The sequence below is a fragment of the Pseudomonas graminis genome (assembly GCF_900111735.1).
Taxonomy (GTDB): domain Bacteria; phylum Pseudomonadota; class Gammaproteobacteria; order Pseudomonadales; family Pseudomonadaceae; genus Aquipseudomonas; species Aquipseudomonas graminis.
On record NZ_FOHW01000007.1, the window covers coordinates 148,027 to 164,372 of the forward strand.

The 16,346-nt window shown below is 61.2% G+C and carries 14 protein-coding genes; 11 read left to right on the forward strand and 3 right to left on the reverse strand.

Going from position 1 to position 16,346, the window contains the following annotated elements; translation table 11 throughout:
* The first annotated feature begins 74 nt into the window (after nt 1–74).
* From BMY98_RS07845 to BMY98_RS07855, 3 genes are read left to right on the forward strand one after another with little or no spacing between them, the layout of a single operon-like run.
* On the forward strand, nt 75–1,118 hold the full coding sequence (locus tag BMY98_RS07845) for an aminoglycoside phosphotransferase family protein (RefSeq protein WP_074886994.1): 1,044 nt from the start codon (nt 75–77) through the stop codon (nt 1,116–1,118).
* A gap of 58 nt (nt 1,119–1,176) precedes the next feature.
* Complete coding sequence (gene murU / locus BMY98_RS07850; RefSeq protein WP_074886996.1) at nt 1,177–1,845, forward strand: N-acetylmuramate alpha-1-phosphate uridylyltransferase MurU; 669 nt, start codon at nt 1,177–1,179, stop codon at nt 1,843–1,845.
* Nucleotides 1,846–2,619 carry a DnaJ domain-containing protein gene (locus BMY98_RS07855; RefSeq protein ID WP_074886999.1) on the forward strand — a complete coding sequence of 258 codons (774 nt, stop codon included), beginning with the start codon at nt 1,846–1,848 and terminating at the stop codon, nt 2,617–2,619.
* A gap of 54 nt (nt 2,620–2,673) precedes the next feature.
* Here BMY98_RS07855 and BMY98_RS07860 read toward each other — a convergent pair whose 3' ends face one another.
* Complete coding sequence (locus BMY98_RS07860) at nt 2,674–3,657, reverse strand: alpha/beta hydrolase family protein (RefSeq protein WP_074887003.1); 984 nt, start codon at nt 3,655–3,657, stop codon at nt 2,674–2,676.
* 222 nt (nt 3,658–3,879) lie between these two features.
* Between BMY98_RS07860 and BMY98_RS07865 the strand changes: the two genes are divergently transcribed.
* From BMY98_RS07865 to BMY98_RS07895, 7 genes are all read left to right on the forward strand, one after another.
* Nucleotides 3,880–5,868 carry a PAS domain-containing sensor histidine kinase gene (locus tag BMY98_RS07865; RefSeq protein WP_425438851.1) on the forward strand — a complete coding sequence of 663 codons (1,989 nt, stop codon included), beginning with the start codon at nt 3,880–3,882 and terminating at the stop codon, nt 5,866–5,868.
* Complete coding sequence (locus BMY98_RS07870; RefSeq protein WP_074887006.1) at nt 5,865–6,494, forward strand: response regulator; 630 nt, start codon at nt 5,865–5,867, stop codon at nt 6,492–6,494. Before BMY98_RS07865 ends, BMY98_RS07870 begins: the two co-directional genes overlap by 4 nt.
* A 294-nt stretch (nt 6,495–6,788) precedes the next feature.
* Nucleotides 6,789–7,913, forward strand: coding sequence for an ABC transporter ATP-binding protein (locus BMY98_RS07875; RefSeq protein WP_074887008.1), 1,125 nt, complete (start codon nt 6,789–6,791; stop codon nt 7,911–7,913).
* A 90-nt stretch (nt 7,914–8,003) separates the two neighbouring features.
* On the forward strand, nt 8,004–9,035 hold the full coding sequence (locus BMY98_RS07880; RefSeq protein WP_074887011.1) for a polyamine ABC transporter substrate-binding protein: 1,032 nt from the start codon (nt 8,004–8,006) through the stop codon (nt 9,033–9,035).
* A 111-nt stretch (nt 9,036–9,146) separates the two neighbouring features.
* Nucleotides 9,147–10,394: an ABC transporter permease gene (locus BMY98_RS07885; RefSeq protein ID WP_074887014.1), complete on the forward strand. Its 1,248-nt coding sequence runs from the start codon at nt 9,147–9,149 to the stop codon at nt 10,392–10,394.
* A gap of 11 nt (nt 10,395–10,405) precedes the next feature.
* Entirely contained in the window at nt 10,406–11,230 is an 825-nt protein-coding gene (locus tag BMY98_RS07890) for an ABC transporter permease (RefSeq protein ID WP_065991348.1), read from the forward strand.
* A 511-nt stretch (nt 11,231–11,741) separates the two neighbouring features.
* Nucleotides 11,742–12,890 carry an iron-containing alcohol dehydrogenase gene (locus tag BMY98_RS07895; protein WP_074887017.1) on the forward strand — a complete coding sequence of 383 codons (1,149 nt, stop codon included), beginning with the start codon at nt 11,742–11,744 and terminating at the stop codon, nt 12,888–12,890.
* Nucleotides 12,891–13,071: 181 nt separating this feature from the next.
* Here BMY98_RS07895 and BMY98_RS07900 read toward each other — a convergent pair whose 3' ends face one another.
* Entirely contained in the window at nt 13,072–13,329 is a 258-nt protein-coding gene (locus BMY98_RS07900; protein WP_074887024.1) for a CsbD family protein, read from the reverse strand.
* A 137-nt stretch (nt 13,330–13,466) separates the two neighbouring features.
* On the reverse strand, nt 13,467–14,966 hold the full coding sequence (locus tag BMY98_RS07905) for a helix-turn-helix transcriptional regulator (RefSeq protein ID WP_074887026.1): 1,500 nt from the start codon (nt 14,964–14,966) through the stop codon (nt 13,467–13,469).
* 314 nt (nt 14,967–15,280) lie between these two features.
* Here BMY98_RS07905 and BMY98_RS07910 point away from each other — a divergent pair, with 314 nt between their 5' ends.
* Nucleotides 15,281–16,273, forward strand: a complete 993-nt coding sequence (locus BMY98_RS07910) for a hypothetical protein (RefSeq protein WP_074887033.1) — start codon at nt 15,281–15,283, stop codon at nt 16,271–16,273.
* Nucleotides 16,274–16,346 lie beyond the last annotated feature (73 nt).

Consider the following 16,346-nt stretch of genomic DNA (forward strand, 5'->3'; position numbering starts at 1 on the left):
TCGATGGGCTGAAAAAGATGTCGGATAATAAAGCATGACCCGCTTGACGGCTAGCGCCGTCGGAGACCCTTGCAATGCCAGATCAAGATGTACGCCTGCAACACCTGAAAGTTTGGCTCGATGAGCAGCTCCCGCTTTTATTTAAGGCCCAGGGCTGGGGCCCGATACCCCCGGCCACGTTGACTGCCGCCAGTAGCGACGCCAGTTTCCGGCGCTACTTTCGCTGGGAGGGGGGGGGCCGCACTTTTATTGTCATGGACGCGCCGCCACCCCAGGAAAACTGCAAACCCTTCGTGGATATTGCTCATTTATTGAGCGGGTCGGGCATTAATGTTCCGAAAATTTATGCCGAAGACCTGAATCAGGGCTTCCTTTTGTTGAATGACCTGGGTCGTCAGACCTATCTGGATGTCATCGACGAGCGTAACGCCGATCAGCTGTTCAGTGACGCAATCGACGCATTGCTCGCCTACCAGCAACTGCCGATGGACGCACCGTTGCCCAGTTACGACGTGGCGCTGCTGCGCCGCGAGCTGGAGCTGTTTCCCGAGTGGTACGTGAAGCGTCATCTGGGCGTGGAGTTCGATCAGGCGCAGCAGGCCAGTTGGCAGGCGGTCAGCGATCTGCTGATCGAGAGCGCGCTGGCCCAGCCGAAGGTGCTGGTGCACCGCGATTACATGCCGCGCAATCTGATGCTCAGCGAACCGAACCCTGGCGTGCTGGATTTTCAGGACGCTGTATATGGCCCGGTCACCTACGACATCACTTGCCTGTTCAAGGATGCGTTCCTGAGCTGGCCGGAGGAGCGCGTAGCGGGCTGGCTCGAGCTGTATTGGAACAAGGCCGCTGCGGCGGGCATCCCGGTTCAGGACGAGTTCGAAGAATTCCGTCGCGCCAGTGATTTGATGGGCGTGCAGCGGCATTTGAAGGTGATCGGTATTTTCGCCCGCATCTGCCACCGTGACGGCAAGCCACGCTACCTCGCCGACGTACCGCGCTTCTTTTCCTATATAGAAGCGGTGTTGGCGCGACGCCCGGAGCTGGTTGAGTTGAGTAATCTGTTGACCAGCCTTGGCCATACAAAACCGACACAGGCAAAACCGGCATCTGTTGTGTAATGGAATGGACTGCACTTGAAGAGGGACTGCACTTGAAGATTGTCTTGATGAGGGCCGCATGAAAGCGATGATTCTGGCAGCGGGCAAAGGCGAGCGTCTGCGCCCGCTGACCCTGCACACGCCCAAACCGCTGGTGTGTGCCGGCGGCGTTCCACTGATTGAATATCACCTGCGCGCGATCAAATCGGCTGGCGTTGAAGACGTTGTGATCAACCATGCGTGGTTGGGTCAGCAGATCGAGGATCATCTGGGCGACGGTCGCCCGTGGGGCCTGAATATCCGCTATTCGCCTGAGGGCGAGCCGCTGGAGACGGGCGGCGGGATCTTTCGTGCCCTGTCACTGCTGGGTGACGAGCCCTTTCTGGTCGTCAACGGTGATATTTGGGTCGACTTCGATTTCAGCTCATTGATGAAACCGCTCAAGGGGCTTGCCCATCTGGTGCTGGTCGACAATCCGCTGCATCACCCCGGCGGCGATTTCGCGCTGGTTGACGGGCAGGTGCATGACGACGCGGCTCAGCCGCGCCTGACCTACAGCGGTATCGCGGTGCTGCACCCGCAACTCTTCGCGGGCTGCACCGGGGGCGCGTTCAAGCTGGCCCCACTATTACGTGACTCCATGGCGAAAGGCCTGGTGACCGGCGAACGTTTTGCCGGTCGCTGGGTGGATGTCGGTACCCATGAGCGCCTGGCAGAAGTCGAGCAGATGCTTGCGGTGAAGCCTTAGATGTTGTGGCCATTCACGGTAGTCGGCGGTGGCGTCGGGTATCTGATTGCCAGCATTCCAGGTGCCATGCTCGGCGCGCTTCTGGGACAGGCGCTTGATCGGCGGCTGCATTTCCGCAGCTGGGCCGAGATGCGCGAGCGTGCCAATGGCCGCACCGTGCCGCGCGATGACGAGCTTATCTTCATGCTGCTGGGCCGTCTGGCGAAGAGCGAGGGTCGGGTGGTCGACGGGCATATCCAGCAGGCGCGCGTTGAAATGCGCCGACTGGACCTCAGCGAGTCGGCGCAACGGCGGGCGATTCAGGCGTTCAATCGGGGCAAGGACGGGCGCGATAATTTGCGCGTCCACCTTACGCGCCTGAAAAACCAACCCCATGCGGCAGAAGGTTTGTTGCGTGCGTGTTGGCGCATGGCGTGGGCGGATGGCAGAGCGTCGCGCACCGAGCGCGAATTGATTGTGCTGTGGGGCAAATGGCTGGGCTGGCCTGCGGGCAAAGTCGAAGGGTTGTCATCGACGGAAGACGAGCAGCGTTCGCGGGGCGCTCCCGCCAGCAGTGGCGGCGAGTATCAGGACGCGCTGCGTTTGCTGGGCGTGAAAGCGGATGCGGAACCTGCGCAGATCAAGCGCGCCTACCGTCGATTGCTGAGTCGGCACCACCCGGACAAAATCGCCGGCAGTGGCGCCAATCAGATACAGGTTCGTGCCGCCACCGAGAAAACCCGCGAGCTGCACCACGCCTATGGTGTGATTCGCGATCGGCGAGGGTTTCGCTGACGCCCTGGTTTTGGAGGCTGCCCGGCGTGCGGGCAGCGTCAAAGGCGGTAACGGTTACTTCGCTGCGTCCCCCTCCAACCAACCCCGAACGCGACGAAACAGTTGATCCTGCTCCATCGCCGGATTGCCCGGAATCGCACTCAACGCCACTTGGGTAAATCGAGCGTTTTTATTTCGTTTGCTGGCGTCCATGCGATCTTGTGCCTGCTGACGCGGCACCGAACGGTCCTTGTTGACGAAGTCTGCCGTCGGGACTTTCAGCGTGGGCAGCAGCTCCATCAGCGACGGCGTTTCCTTGCCGGTGTCCACGGCCGTAACCATTACCAGGCGTTGAACGGCCGGCGAGGGCCGCTCGCTCATGTAACGCGCCGCCCAATAAGCGCCGCTGCCGTGGCCGAGGAGGACGATGCTGCGGGCCTTGTTCTGCTGGGCGAACGCCACGGCGCTGTCGATCCGGGCGAAGATTTTTTCGGCGCTGGCCTTGGCCATCTCGGCCTGGGCTGCGGCCTGTTCGGCGGCGGCCGCAGCTTCGGCTTCAGCGGTGGCCGCAGGATCAGGCGCTTTTACCGCTACGTCCTTGGCTTTGTCGCCAGCACTCGCGGCGGCCGGGGCCTCCACCACGCGGGCAAAAACACCGTCATTGTGGGCGTCCGGCATGCTCAGGCTGAGGCTGGACCACCCGACGTCCGGCAACTTGCGACGCAGCGGCGCTACCGCAGTCGGCCAATCTGCTGACTCATCGGCGCCCGGAACGATGATCACCGCGCCTTTGGGCGCGTCGACGTTCGCCGGTTTCCACAACGCCAGAAACGTCTCGTCGCCCGCCTGCAACTGCTGTTGCTCCGCTTGCGGCACCTGACGTTCCAGCGCCAGCGTGTCTTCTTCAGTGCGCGACGGCAGTGCGGCCCGCTCGACCGGCGCTTCAGCCGGCTTTGCGTCTTTATCCGCCGCCGGGTCCGCGGCCATGACGAGCGGCGAGCAAGGTAGTATCAGCGTCAGGCACAGCGCAGGAAATAGTGCGCGAAGGGTGTAGGACATCGAATATTCCAAAGGCCGGAAACAATTCCGGCAGACTAATGGGTTGACGGCTGTTTGTCAGGCCAGGCAATCACCGCGCCTCAGCGAGCGACAGGCACAGAGCATGATCGGCATGGGATTCAGGGAAATGGAGACGACAGTTTGAGAATCCGTGCGCTGTGCCTTCGGGTTATCGGCGACAGCCGCGCGGTCTTGATCGGCCTGATGCTGATCGTGTTGCCGATGTCGCACTATGCCTCCGCCTCGCCTACGCAGGCGGACCCCTTGAGCCGCGAGCAGCGGGACTGGCTGACCCAGCGCGGGCAGTTGCGCGTCGGGCTCGTCCTTCAAACGCCTTACGCCCAGCTTGATCGTCGGGCGCAGCAGTTGTCCGGCGCGAACGTCGACCTCATCAATCTCATGGCAAAGACCCTTCAGGTGGAGCTGCTGTGGCGCAGTTATGCCGATCAGGCCGAACTCGAAAAAGCCCTTGCCGACGGCCAGATCGACTTCGCGCCGGGCCTGACCCAGACGCCCGCCGGCTTGCGTTTGTGGCTGTATTCCGATCCGTACATGCGCGTGCCGCAACTGATCGTCGGCGAACGTGACGGCGCCGGCGCGGTGGATCTGGAAAAGCTCGACAGTCAGGTGCGCGTTGCAGTGCGCATGCCCAGCACCACGGCTGACTACCTGCGCAGCAATTACACTCACCTCAATCTGCAAGGCGTGCCGCTGGAACGTCAGGCTTTGCAGCTGTTGCTCAGTCAACAAGCGCGATACGCCGTCATCGATGAGGCGCAGCTCAGCCGTTTGTCCCGCGAGGCCGAGTTTGCCGGGCTCGCCGTAGTCGGGGACATCGGCTTCCCGCAGTTGCTGCGCGTGGCTTCCCGACGGGACACGCCGCAGCTCGCCGAGATTATCAGCCAGGCATTAACCGCCATTCCGGCCCGGGATCTCGAACAGTTGCATACGCAGTGGCTGCAGCCCAAATACCCGCAGATGAGTGAGTCGCCGGGGCTGTGGAAGAACATCGCGCTGCTGCTGTTGGTCCTGCTCCTTGCCAGCGCGGCGATTGTTTACTGGCAGCGCAAACAACAGCAGCAACTGGAGAAACAGCTGCTCGCTGCGCGAGACGATATTGCCAGGCGCCTGGCCGGCGAAGAGGCATTGAGGTTGGCGCAGTTCTCCATCGATCAGAGCACCGTCGGCATTCTCTGGGTCAATTGGGACAGCCATGTGCGCTACGCCAATCAGGCCGCCGAGGACATGCTGGGTTATGCGCCCGGTGGAGTGGTGGACCGGCCGCTGATTGATTTCGAGCCCGGGCTGAACATGGATCGCTGGCTCAATCTGTGGAAAACCGCGCGCTCCAGCGAGGAAGGACCGCAGAACTACGAAAGCAATTGCGTGCGCGCCGATGGCAGCAACCTCCCTGCCGATGTGTCGCTGAGCTTCCTGCGCTTTCGTGATGCCGAGTATCTGGTGGTGTTCATCAACGACGTGACCGAGCGGCGTCGATCCCTCGCCGCGCTGCAGGAGAGCGAGGCGCGCTTGCAGGTGCTGGCCGAGCAGTTGCGCGAGCTCTCGGCCCACCTGGAAACCGTGCGCGAAGAAGAAAAGGCTCGAATCGCCCGGGAAGTTCACGACGAGCTGGGTCAGATGCTGACCGTGCTCAAGCTGGAAACCTCCATGTGCGAACTGGCCTACGCCGATCTCGACCCTGGCCTGCGTGATCGATTGAACAGCATGAAGCGCCTGATCGCGCAGTTGTTCCAGTTGGTGCGGGACGTGGCGACTGCGTTGCGGCCACCGATTCTCGATGCAGGCATCGCCTCGGCCATCGAATGGCAGGCCCGGCGCTTCGAAGCGCGTACGCACATCCCTTGCCTGGTGCAGGTGCCAGAGAACCTGCCCAGCCTGCCGGACGCCACGGCCATCGGACTGTTCCGCATCCTTCAGGAGTCACTGACCAACGTCATGCGCCACGCCGAGGCGCACACGGTCGAGCTGAGCCTGACGCTGAGCGACGGCGTGCTGTGCATGCGCATCGCCGATGACGGCAAGGGCTTCGATCTGCGCGCCGAACGTCCGGCGTCGTTCGGGCTGGTGGGCATGCGCGAGCGGGTTCTCATAATGGGCGGGCAATTGCATCTGGACACCTTGCCCGGAGAAGGCACAACCTTGCGCATCCACATTCCGCTGGACCCGGTCGCTGAGGAGCACGTGCATTGATTCGCGTATTGGTTGCCGAAGACCACACGATTGTCCGCGAGGGCATCAAACAGCTGATCGGCCTGGCGAAGGATCTGCAAGTGGTCGGGGAGGCCAGCAATGGCGAGCAGTTGCTGGAGGTGTTGCGCCACATCCCGTGCGAGGTCGTGCTGCTGGATATTTCCATGCCGGGGGTCAACGGCCTGGAGGCGATCCCGCGAATCCGCGCGCTGAACAATCCGCCTGCGATTCTGGTGCTGTCGATGCACGACGAGGCGCAAATGGCCGCACGGGCGTTGAAGATCGGCGCCGCCGGTTACGCGACCAAAGACAGTGACCCCGCGTTGCTGCTGACGGCGATCCGGCGAGTGGCCGCGGGCGGGCGTTATATCGACCCGGAACTGGCCGATCGCATGGTGTTTGAAGTCGGTCTGACGGACAGCCGGCCTTTGCACTCATTGTTGTCAGAGCGCGAGTTTTCAGTGTTCGAGCGCCTGGCCCAGGGCGCCAACGTCAACGACATCGCCCAGCAGCTGGCGCTGAGCAGCAAAACCATCAGTACCCACAAGGCGCGCCTGATGCAGAAGCTGAAAATCAATTCGCTGGCCGAGCTGGTCAAGTATGCGATGGAGCACAAGTTGGTTTGATATCAGAGGTCTGAAAACGACCTCTCCCAACGCTTTCGCTGACGCCTTCGCGGGCAAGCGCGCTCCTGCAGACTGACCGCAATCCCCTGTAGGAGTGAGCTTGCTCGCGAAAGCGTCAGTGAAGGCAACAAAATCCCTCGGATAAGTCATACCTATCCCCGCCATCCCTGTAGGGCAATTCCTACCCTAAACTTTCCACCCCACCTAGGCCATTCTCTCTCACGCCCCGATTTGCGCGGCCTTCAGGCTCATCTAGGCTTGATCCCTACGGTGGATCAAACAAAGGTGTGGGCAATGAGCAACGTCGATTCAAGCGCTGGGGCGAGTGATGTTCTGGTCAGCTTTCGCGGTGTGCAAAAGAGCTATGACGGCGAAGCCCTGATCGTCAAAGACCTCAACCTGGATATTTGCAAAGGCGAATTCCTCACCCTGCTCGGGCCGTCCGGCTCCGGCAAGACCACCAGCCTGATGATGCTCGCCGGCTTCGAGACGCCCACTGCGGGGGAGATCCTGCTGGCCGGACGTTCGATCAACAACGTGCCGCCGCACAAGCGCGACATCGGCATGGTGTTCCAGAACTACGCGCTGTTCCCGCACATGACCGTCGCTGAAAACCTCGCGTTCCCGCTGTCGGTGCGCGGCATGAGCAAGACCGACGTCGCCGAAAAGGTCAAACGCGCCCTCGACATGGTGCAGCTCGGCACCTTCGCCCATCGTTACCCCGCGCAGTTGTCGGGTGGTCAGCAACAACGTGTCGCGCTGGCCCGGGCGCTGGTGTTCGAACCGCAGCTGGTGCTGATGGACGAACCCCTCGGGGCGCTCGACAAACAACTGCGCGAACACATGCAGATGGAAATCAAGCATCTGCATCAGCGCCTGGGCGTGACCGTCGTCTACGTCACCCACGATCAGGGCGAAGCGCTGACCATGTCGGACCGCGTCGCGGTGTTCCATCAGGGCGAGATCCAGCAGATCGCCCCACCGCGCACCCTTTATGAAGAGCCGAAAAACACCTTCGTTGCCAACTTCATCGGCGAGAACAACCGCATCAGCGGCACCTTGCTCAGCCAGAGCGGCGATCGATGCGTGGTCGGCCTGGCGCGCGGCGAGAAAGTCGAAGCGCTGGCGATCAATATCGGTGCCACCGGCAGCCCGGTCACGCTGTCGATTCGTCCCGAACGCGTGAACCTCAACGGCCGCAGCGAGAGTTGCGTCAATCGCTTCTCCGGTCGCGTTGCCGAATTCATCTACTTGGGCGACCACGTGCGGGTGCGTCTGGAAGTGGCCGGGAAAACCGATTTCTTCGTCAAGCAGCCCATCGCCGAGCTGGATCCGGCGCTGAGCGTTGGCGATGTAGTGCCCATTGGATGGCAGGTCGAGCACGCCCGCGCGCTGGACCCGTTGCTGGATGCACATTGATACACCCGCGTGACGCGTCAACCGAAGAACCCAGAGGCGAGCCAAATCGCCCCATCGCTTAACCAACATTGTTCGTGGAGAGAAAAACTGATGCTCAAGACATTGAAGCTCACCGCCTTATCGGTCGGCATGATGTGCGCCGCGCAAGCCATGGCAGCGGACCTGACGGTCATTTCCTTCGGCGGCGCGAACAAGGCGGCCCAGGAAAAAGCCTTCTATGCGCCGTGGGAAAAAGCAGGCAACGGCAAGATCATCGCGGGCGAATACAACGGTGAAATGGCCAAGGTCAAAGCCATGGTCGACACCAAAAGCGTGACCTGGGATCTGGTGGAAGTGGAATCGCCGGAGCTGTCCCGAGGCTGTGACGAAGACATGTTCGAGTCGCTGGCGTCGGTCGATCTCGGCAACAAAGACAACTACGTAAAGGGCGCAATTTCTGAGTGCGGCGTGGGCTTTTTCGTCTGGTCCACCGTGCTGGCCTACAACGCCGACAAGCTGAAATCCGCACCGACCGGTTGGGCTGATTTCTGGGACACCGAGAAATTCCCGGGCAAGCGTGGCCTGCGCAAGGGCGCCAAATACACCTTGGAATTCGCATTGATGGCCGACGGCGTTGCCCCGAAAGACGTCTACAAAGTGCTGGGGACCAAGGAAGGCCAGGACCGCGCCTTCAAGATGCTCGACAAGCTCAAGCCTAGCATTCAGTGGTGGGAAGCGGGCGCACAGCCTCCGCAGTATCTGCAATCGGGCGACGTCGTGATGAGCTCGGCCTACAACGGTCGCATCGCAGCCGTGCAGAAAGAGAGCAACCTGAAAGTGGTCTGGACCGGCGGTGTGTATGACTTCGACGCATGGGCCATTCCGAAGGGGGCGAAAAACGCTGAAGAAGCGAAGAAGTTCATCGCTTACTCCCTCAAGCCAGAGCAGCAGAAGACCTACTCCGAAAACATCGCTTACGGCCCGGCCAACACGGGCGCGGTCCCGTTGTTGAGCGCTGACACCCTGAAAAACATGCCGACCACTCCTGAGAACATCAAGGATCAGGTGCAGATCGACGTGAAATTCTGGGCCGACTTCGGTGAGTCGCTGGAACAGCGCTTTAACTCCTGGGCGGCTAAATAAGATCGCAGCCCTGTAAGCGCTTCGTTGTGAGTTAGATCCGGGTGCGTCGTCTGAACTGGCTGAAAGCAGGGCAGGGGACGCGCTCTTTGTTGAGAGATTTCGGAGTTCACTATGGCCACCGCCGTGCCCCTGACTGAAGGCGCCAGCCCGACCCTGAAGCAACGCCTGGCCCGTGCCGAGCGCGTCAATCGCTGGAAGGCTCAGGCGTTGATCGCGCCATTGGTGATCTTCCTGCTGCTGGTGTTTCTCGTGCCGATTGCGGCGTTGCTCTACAAAAGCGTCAGTAACCCGGAAGTGGTGGGTGGCATGCCGCTCACTGTGGTGGAAGTGGCGAAATGGGACGGCAAGGGGCTGCCGCCGGACGCGGTGTACAAAGCCGCGAGCCAGGATTTGGCCGAAGCGCGCAAGAATCAGACGCTGGGCGATCTGTCCAAACGCTTGAACCAGGAGTTGGCGGGCTACCGCAGCCTGTTGGCGAAAACCGCCCGCGCCATGCCATTCAAGGAAGAGCCGGCGTCTTATAAGGAAGCGCTGGAAGCCATTGATGAACGCTGGGGCGATCCCGCGTATTGGCAGGCCATCCGCCGCAACACCTCAAGCTTCACTCCCTATTATTTGCTGGCCGCTGTCGACCATCGCATCGATGACCTCGGTGAAGTGGCGCCCGCGACACCCGATCAGGCGATTTACATCGACATCTTTGCCCGCACCTTCTGGATGGGCCTGGTGATCACTGTGATCTGCCTGCTGCTGGCCTATCCGCTGGCGTATCTGTTGGCCAACCTGCCTGCACGGCAGAGCAACCTGTTGATGATTCTGGTCCTGCTGCCGTTCTGGACATCGATCCTGGTGCGAGTCGCCGCCTGGATCGTGTTGCTGCAATCGAGCGGCCTGATCAATGGCGCGCTGATGGCCATGGGCATTATCGATAAGCCGCTGGAATTGGTGTTCAACCGGGTGGGCGTTTACATCTCGATGGTGCACATCATGCTGCCGTTCATGATCCTGCCTATCTACAGCGTGATGAAAGGCATCTCGCCGACCTACATGCGCGCCGCTATCTCCCTGGGCTGCAACCCTTTCGCTAGTTTCTGGCGCGTGTATTTTCCGCAGACCTACGCCGGTGTGGGCGCGGGCTGTCTGTTGGTGTTCATCCTCGCCATCGGCTACTACATCACCCCGGCGCTGCTCGGCAGCCCTAACGATCAGATGGTCAGCTATTTCGTGGCGTTCTACACCAACACCAGCATCAACTGGGGCATGGCGACGGCGCTGGGCGGTTTGTTGCTGCTGGCGACCGTCGTGCTGTACCTGATCTATAACTGGCTGGTCGGCGCCAGCCGCCTGCGTCTGAGCTGAGGAGAACGACTATGTTGAGCCCTTATTCCTCGCCCATCGAGCGGGTCTGGCATTACACCCTGCGCACGCTGTGCGGGTTGATTCTGCTGTTCCTGGTGTTGCCGGTGCTGGTGATCGTGCCGCTGTCGTTCAACTCCGGGAGTTTTCTGGTCTACCCGCTGCAGGGCTTTTCGCTGCACTGGTATCAGGACTTTTTCGGCTCGGCGGAGTGGATGCGCGCGCTGAAGAACAGCCTGATCGTCGCGCCGGCTGCCACGGTGCTCGCCATGGGTTTCGGGACGTTGGCGGCAATCGGTCTGACCCGCAGCAACTTCCCCGGCAAGGCGCTGGTGATGGCGCTGGTGATTTCGCCGATGGTGGTGCCGGTGGTGATTGTCGGGGTGGCGAGCTATCTGTTTTTTGCGCCACTGGGTCTGGGCAACAGCTACATCTCGCTGATCCTGGTGCACGCCGTATTGGGTGTGCCGTTTGTGATCATCACCGTGTCGGCCACGTTGCAGGGTTTCAATTACAACCTGGTGCGCGCAGCGGCGAGTCTGGGCGCTTCGCCGACGACGGCGTTTCGACGTGTGACCCTGCCGCTGATTGCGCCGGGCGTGATCTCCGGAGCGCTGTTTGCGTTCGCGACCTCGTTCGATGAAGTAGTGGTCACGCTGTTCCTCGCAGGCCCGGGCCAGGCGACCTTGCCGCGGCAGATGTTCAGCGGCATCCGCGAAAACCTCAGCCCGACGATTGCCGCCGCAGCGACCTTGCTTATCGGCTTCTCGGTGGTGCTGTTGCTGGTGCTCGAATGGCTGCGCGGCCGCAGCGAGAAACTGCGCACGGCGGTGGAGTGATCAACACCCATTGGGGCACTGGCTGTAACGTGAATGGTAGGACCGGCTATAGCCGGGAAGGCGGCCTGCGTCACACTGCAAAATGGACGGTGTCCACGCAGGCCTCTTCCCGGCTGAAGCCGGTCCTACACATGCACTGCGTTCATCCAGCGGATCTCTTCGGCACACCGCCTGCTTTTAGTGGGACCGGCTTTAGCCGGGAAGGCGTCAGGTGCCACGCCGCAAAATTGATAGCGCACCCAAGGGCCTCTTCCCGGCTGAAGCCGGTCCCACTGAAAGCAGCGCGTTCATCCAGTGAGTGTTGCTGACACACCGCAGTCTCTTTGTGGGACCGGCTTTAGCCGGGAAGGCGTCAGGTGCCACGCCGAAAAATTGATAGCGCACACATTCGAATCTTCCTACTTCACAAAACTGACGCATTCCGCGATCCGGTCTATGTTTCACTCAACACATGCTGACCCTGCCTTGTAAAAGAGCCACGGCTCCAACAACAATGTAAAGGACGAGCCCGATGAGTGTTTCTGCTTTCAAGATCGCCAACAAACTGATCACTGGCCCCGCCGCGATTGAGCAGTTGTCCACCGAGCTGACCCGGCTCAACGTGCAAAACCCGCTGATCGTTACCGACGCGATACTGGTCAAATCCGGGACCGTCGATCTCGCGCTGGCGCAATTGGGCGGTCGTCGTTATGGCCTGTTTGATCAGGTCAAACCCGAGCCGGAAATCTCTATCGTCGAGGACTGCACCCGGGCTTACCGTGAGGGCGGTCACGACGGCCTGATCGCTGTCGGCGGCGGCAGTGCCATCGACATCGCCAAGGGCGTCGCGGCGTTCGCCAATCACGAAGGGCCGCTGACCGAGTTGTTCGGGGTTGATCTGGTCAAGCGCAAAGGCCCTCCGCTGATTGCCATCCCGACCACCGCTGGCACGGGATCGGAGGTCACCAACGTGGCGATCTTTTCAGATAATCAGGCACAACTGAAAAAAGGCATTGTCAGCGATTACCTGTTGCCCGACGTCGCGCTGGTCAGCCCCTTGATGACCCTGACCTGTCCGCGCAGCGTCACGGCGGCTAGCGGAGTCGACGCGCTGGTGCACGCCATCGAAGCCTATCTATCAGTGAATGCTTCGCCGATCACCGACGCCATCGCCCTGGGTGCCATCAAGCTGATCGTCAAGGCGCTGCCCAAGGCCTACGCCAATCCGTCCAGCCTGCAAGCGCGAGAAGACATGGCCACCGCCAGCCTCATGGCCGGCATGGCATTCGGTAATGCCGGGGTTGGCGCGGTGCATGCGCTGGCGTATCCGTTAGGCGGGCGTTTCAACATTGCCCACGGCGTCAGCAACGCGCTGTTGCTGCCGTATGTGATGGAGTGGAACAAGCTGGCTTGCGTCGAGCGGATGCGCGACATCGCCGACGCAATGGGCGTACGCGTCGCGCACTTGAGCGACAAGGACGCCGCCGACCTGGCGGTGAAAGCCATGGCCGACTTGTGCGCCGCGGTGGAAATCCCGTCCGGCCTGCGCAGCTTCAACGTGCCTGAAGACGCCATTCCCGCGATGGCCGAGGAGGCCAGCAAGATCGAGCGGCTGATGCGCAACAATCCACGGAAACTGACCGCTGCCGAAATCGAGAGAATCTACCGCGCGGCATATTGATCGGTCAGTCGGCGCGCAGATGTATTGCCGGTAAGTGCCTCTTCGCGGGCAAGCGCGCTCCTACAGTTTCGGGGTGATCCAACCATCGGTGAGCTGCCGTGATCACGTGTAGGAGCGCGCTTGCCCGCGATGGCGTTTGCTCAAGCGCTGATCATCTCTGCCAGATTCGCAACGACATGCTTCAACCGCGACGACGAGCCAGCAACCAGCCGACGGTCAGCGTCAGGCCGGCGAGGACCATCAATGTGGTGCGCGGCCGTTGCTGGGTGAAGGTCGCCACTTCGTCCAGCAGATCGCCGTAACGTTCCTGCAATTCACCCGCCGCTTGCCGCGCTTTGCCTTCCATTTGCGTACGCTCGTCACCAGTCAGGTTGCCGAAGACGTCTTGGGCCTTGCCGGCTGCCTGCTCCAGTACGCCTTTCACTTGTTCGGTTTTCATGTCTTGACTCCAGGAAGTGATTATCGGTGATGAATATCTCGCTGATCCAAACGGGTCAGCCACACCCATAGCGTAGAGCCCTGGCGTCACCTGCTGAAGGTGACTATGCACCAGACGCACTGGCGCATTTGCATCACTCAGCGTTTGCTTTTGCCCTGATTGGCGAACAGGTTCCGCTCCCTCGCCCAGACGATGGCTTCCGCCCGGCTGTGCACGTCGAGCTTGGAATACACCGTCGCGACGTGGTTGCGAATGGTGTTGAGCGCCAGGTTCAACCGCGCCGCAATCTCCTTGTCCGCCAGCCCTTCACAGATCAACCCCAGGACATCCCGCTCGCGAGCGGTCAGGTCTGTGAATGAGGCGCTGGGCAGATGACGGGTGTTGACCCGCTTGGCATTGGCCAGCTTTTCGATCAGCGTCTGGCTGAACCACGAGGCGTCCTGCATCACCGTCTCGATGGCCTCGACCAGCTCAAGCTCGGATCGCTTGCGCTCGGTGATGTCCATCAGCACGAACAGATAACAGGCATTGTCCTGAATCGTCACGGTGTCAGCGGCCAGCACGCAATCCATCGACTCGCTGCCTTTCTTGCGGACCTTCAGATCCAGCCCTTCAACACGCCCGGTGGTTTCCAGAACGTTGAACAGCTCGTCCATCACCGCGCCATCTTCGATGAAACCCAGCTCGGCAACGGTCCGGCCGATCAGCTCCTGGGGCGTGTAACCCAAGGTGTTGAAGAACGCTTCGTTGGCTTCGACGATCTGCTGCCGGTCCGCCGTGCACACCAATGTCGGCACCGGTGTCAGCTTGAATGCCTTGGCAAACCGCTCTTCGCTCTGGCGCAGGGCGGTCTCGGCCTTGCGTCTGGGCTCAAGGTCGGTGAACGAAAACAGCATGCAATCTTCTTCGTTCATGTCCAGCGGCTGCCCGGCGACGATGACCAGTTTGGTGCCGCCCTCCGGTAGCTTCAGCTCGGCCTGCATCTGCGGAATGGTCGCGCCCTGGTTCAGGCGCTCGATGGCGAGGTCCTTGCGCTCGGCGTTCTCAAGCACGTCCACCTCGTACACAGAGCGGCCGATAACGTTCTCCCTCGAGTGCCCGGTCATTTCCAGAAAGCCCTGATTGACCTTGATGAAGCGCAGGTCGCTCAGGCGGCAGATCACCGCGGGAGCAGGGTTGGCGTTGAAGGTCTTTTCGAAACGCTGCTCGGCGCCGGCCCATTCCGTGGCGTCGGCCAGAATCAGCACCAGGGATTCAGGTGTGCCAGTGCTGTCTTCGAGCACCATGCTGCGAACGCGATGCACCCAGCTGCGCTCGTCTTCTTCACCTTCACCGATCTTGCTGACCTCGATGAGCACATCGCTGAACACCTCGCCTGCCGACACACGGCTGATCGGATATTGATCAACGTCCAACGGATGGTTGTTGCGATAACGCAGGGAGAACTTCTCCCGATAGGCCTCGCCGTTGGCGCCCAGTTCGCTGATCTCCTCGACCCCGTGCATCAGCAGCGCCGCTTCGTTGGCCCAGATGATGGTCTGATCGACCTCCACCAGAATTACCCCGTCCGACAGCCCCGAGATGATCTGCTGCAACTGGCGGCGGTTGGTTTCTCTGGCGAGGATGGCCTCTGACATGCTTGCTCTCCTGACGTCTTAATGCGGTCGGGCTTCGGTCAGCCGGGCGCTCCACGCTATCCGACCGGCTGGCAAAAGCTTAGTGCTGCAGCTTAGTGCAGCCGTGTCCGCGAGGGTCGGTGCGAATGCACCAGACGAAGCGGTGCAAATGCGCCATCACAGACCTCCACGGGCTGATCAAACTGGTTCCACGTCGCCTAAGACGCGGTGCGCCTGCCCCACGCGGGCTCGCCCTCATCAACGCAGGTGGTGCATTTGCACTGATACCTCGGCTGCACGCTTGATCTGCATCCCCTGCACCAGAGGAAATTTTCATGGCTTCGACCTACGCAACATCTGCTGTCCTGGGCAGCGCTTCGCCATTCCGTGTGTCTTGGGGATCGGTGTTTGCCGGTGCAGCAATCACGCTGGTGACGTATCTGGTGCTGAGCGTACTTGGCACGGCAATCGGTGCTGGCGCCCTGGACCCGATGGCCCAAGGCAACCCGCTGAGCGGTTTCGGCAGGGGCGCCGGCGCCTGGTTGTTCATCAGTACGTTGGTGGCCATTGCCGCCGGTGCCTGGGTGTCGGGCCGTACCGCGCCGGACCGTGGCGGTCTGCATGGTCTGTTGAGCTGGACGGTCAGCACGTTGCTGACCACCTGGCTCCTCGCGTCGCTGGCCGGATCGCTGGTCGGCACTGCCGGCAACATCGCCGGCAAGGGTCTTTCTCTGGCGGCCGATGGCGTGGCTGCTGCCGCACCGGGTGTAGGCCAGAGCATTAAGCAGCAGCTGGATAAAAACGGCATCAGCCTGGATTGGGACAGCCTGAAATCGCAGCTTGACACCACCTTGAAGCAGTCCGGCAAGCCAGAGCTGGATCCTTCAAAGCTGGATCAGAAAGCCGACGTGGCTGGCGCCGATGCCAAGCAGACTGCAGAGCAGGCCTCCACCGATCCAGCCCAGGCCGGCGATCAGTTGAAGCAATGGTTCGATCGCGTCCAGAAAGCGGGCGAACCGGCCTTGAATGCCGCCGACAAAGACGCGCTGGTTAACATCGTGGCCGCTCGCACAGGCAAGAGCAAAGCGGAAGCGCAGCAGATCGTCGACAACTATGCCCAGGCCTATCAGCAAGCAGCGGCGAAAGTCGCAGAGCTGAAGGCGCAGGCCGAGCAACAGGCCCGTGAGGCGGCGGATGTCGCGGCCAAGCAAGTCTCCAAAGCAGCATGGGGCACGTTCTTCATGCTGATCATCGGCGCTGCGTTGAGCTTCGGTCTGGCCCGTTATGCCCTGAGCTCGCGTCCTCGCCTGCTGGCCGAGACTGTTTAAGGGTTTCAGCAATCAGATGGCGTTGCCGATTCTGAATCGCTGAATCAAGCCAAGGCCCGGTGCGCAATGCGGT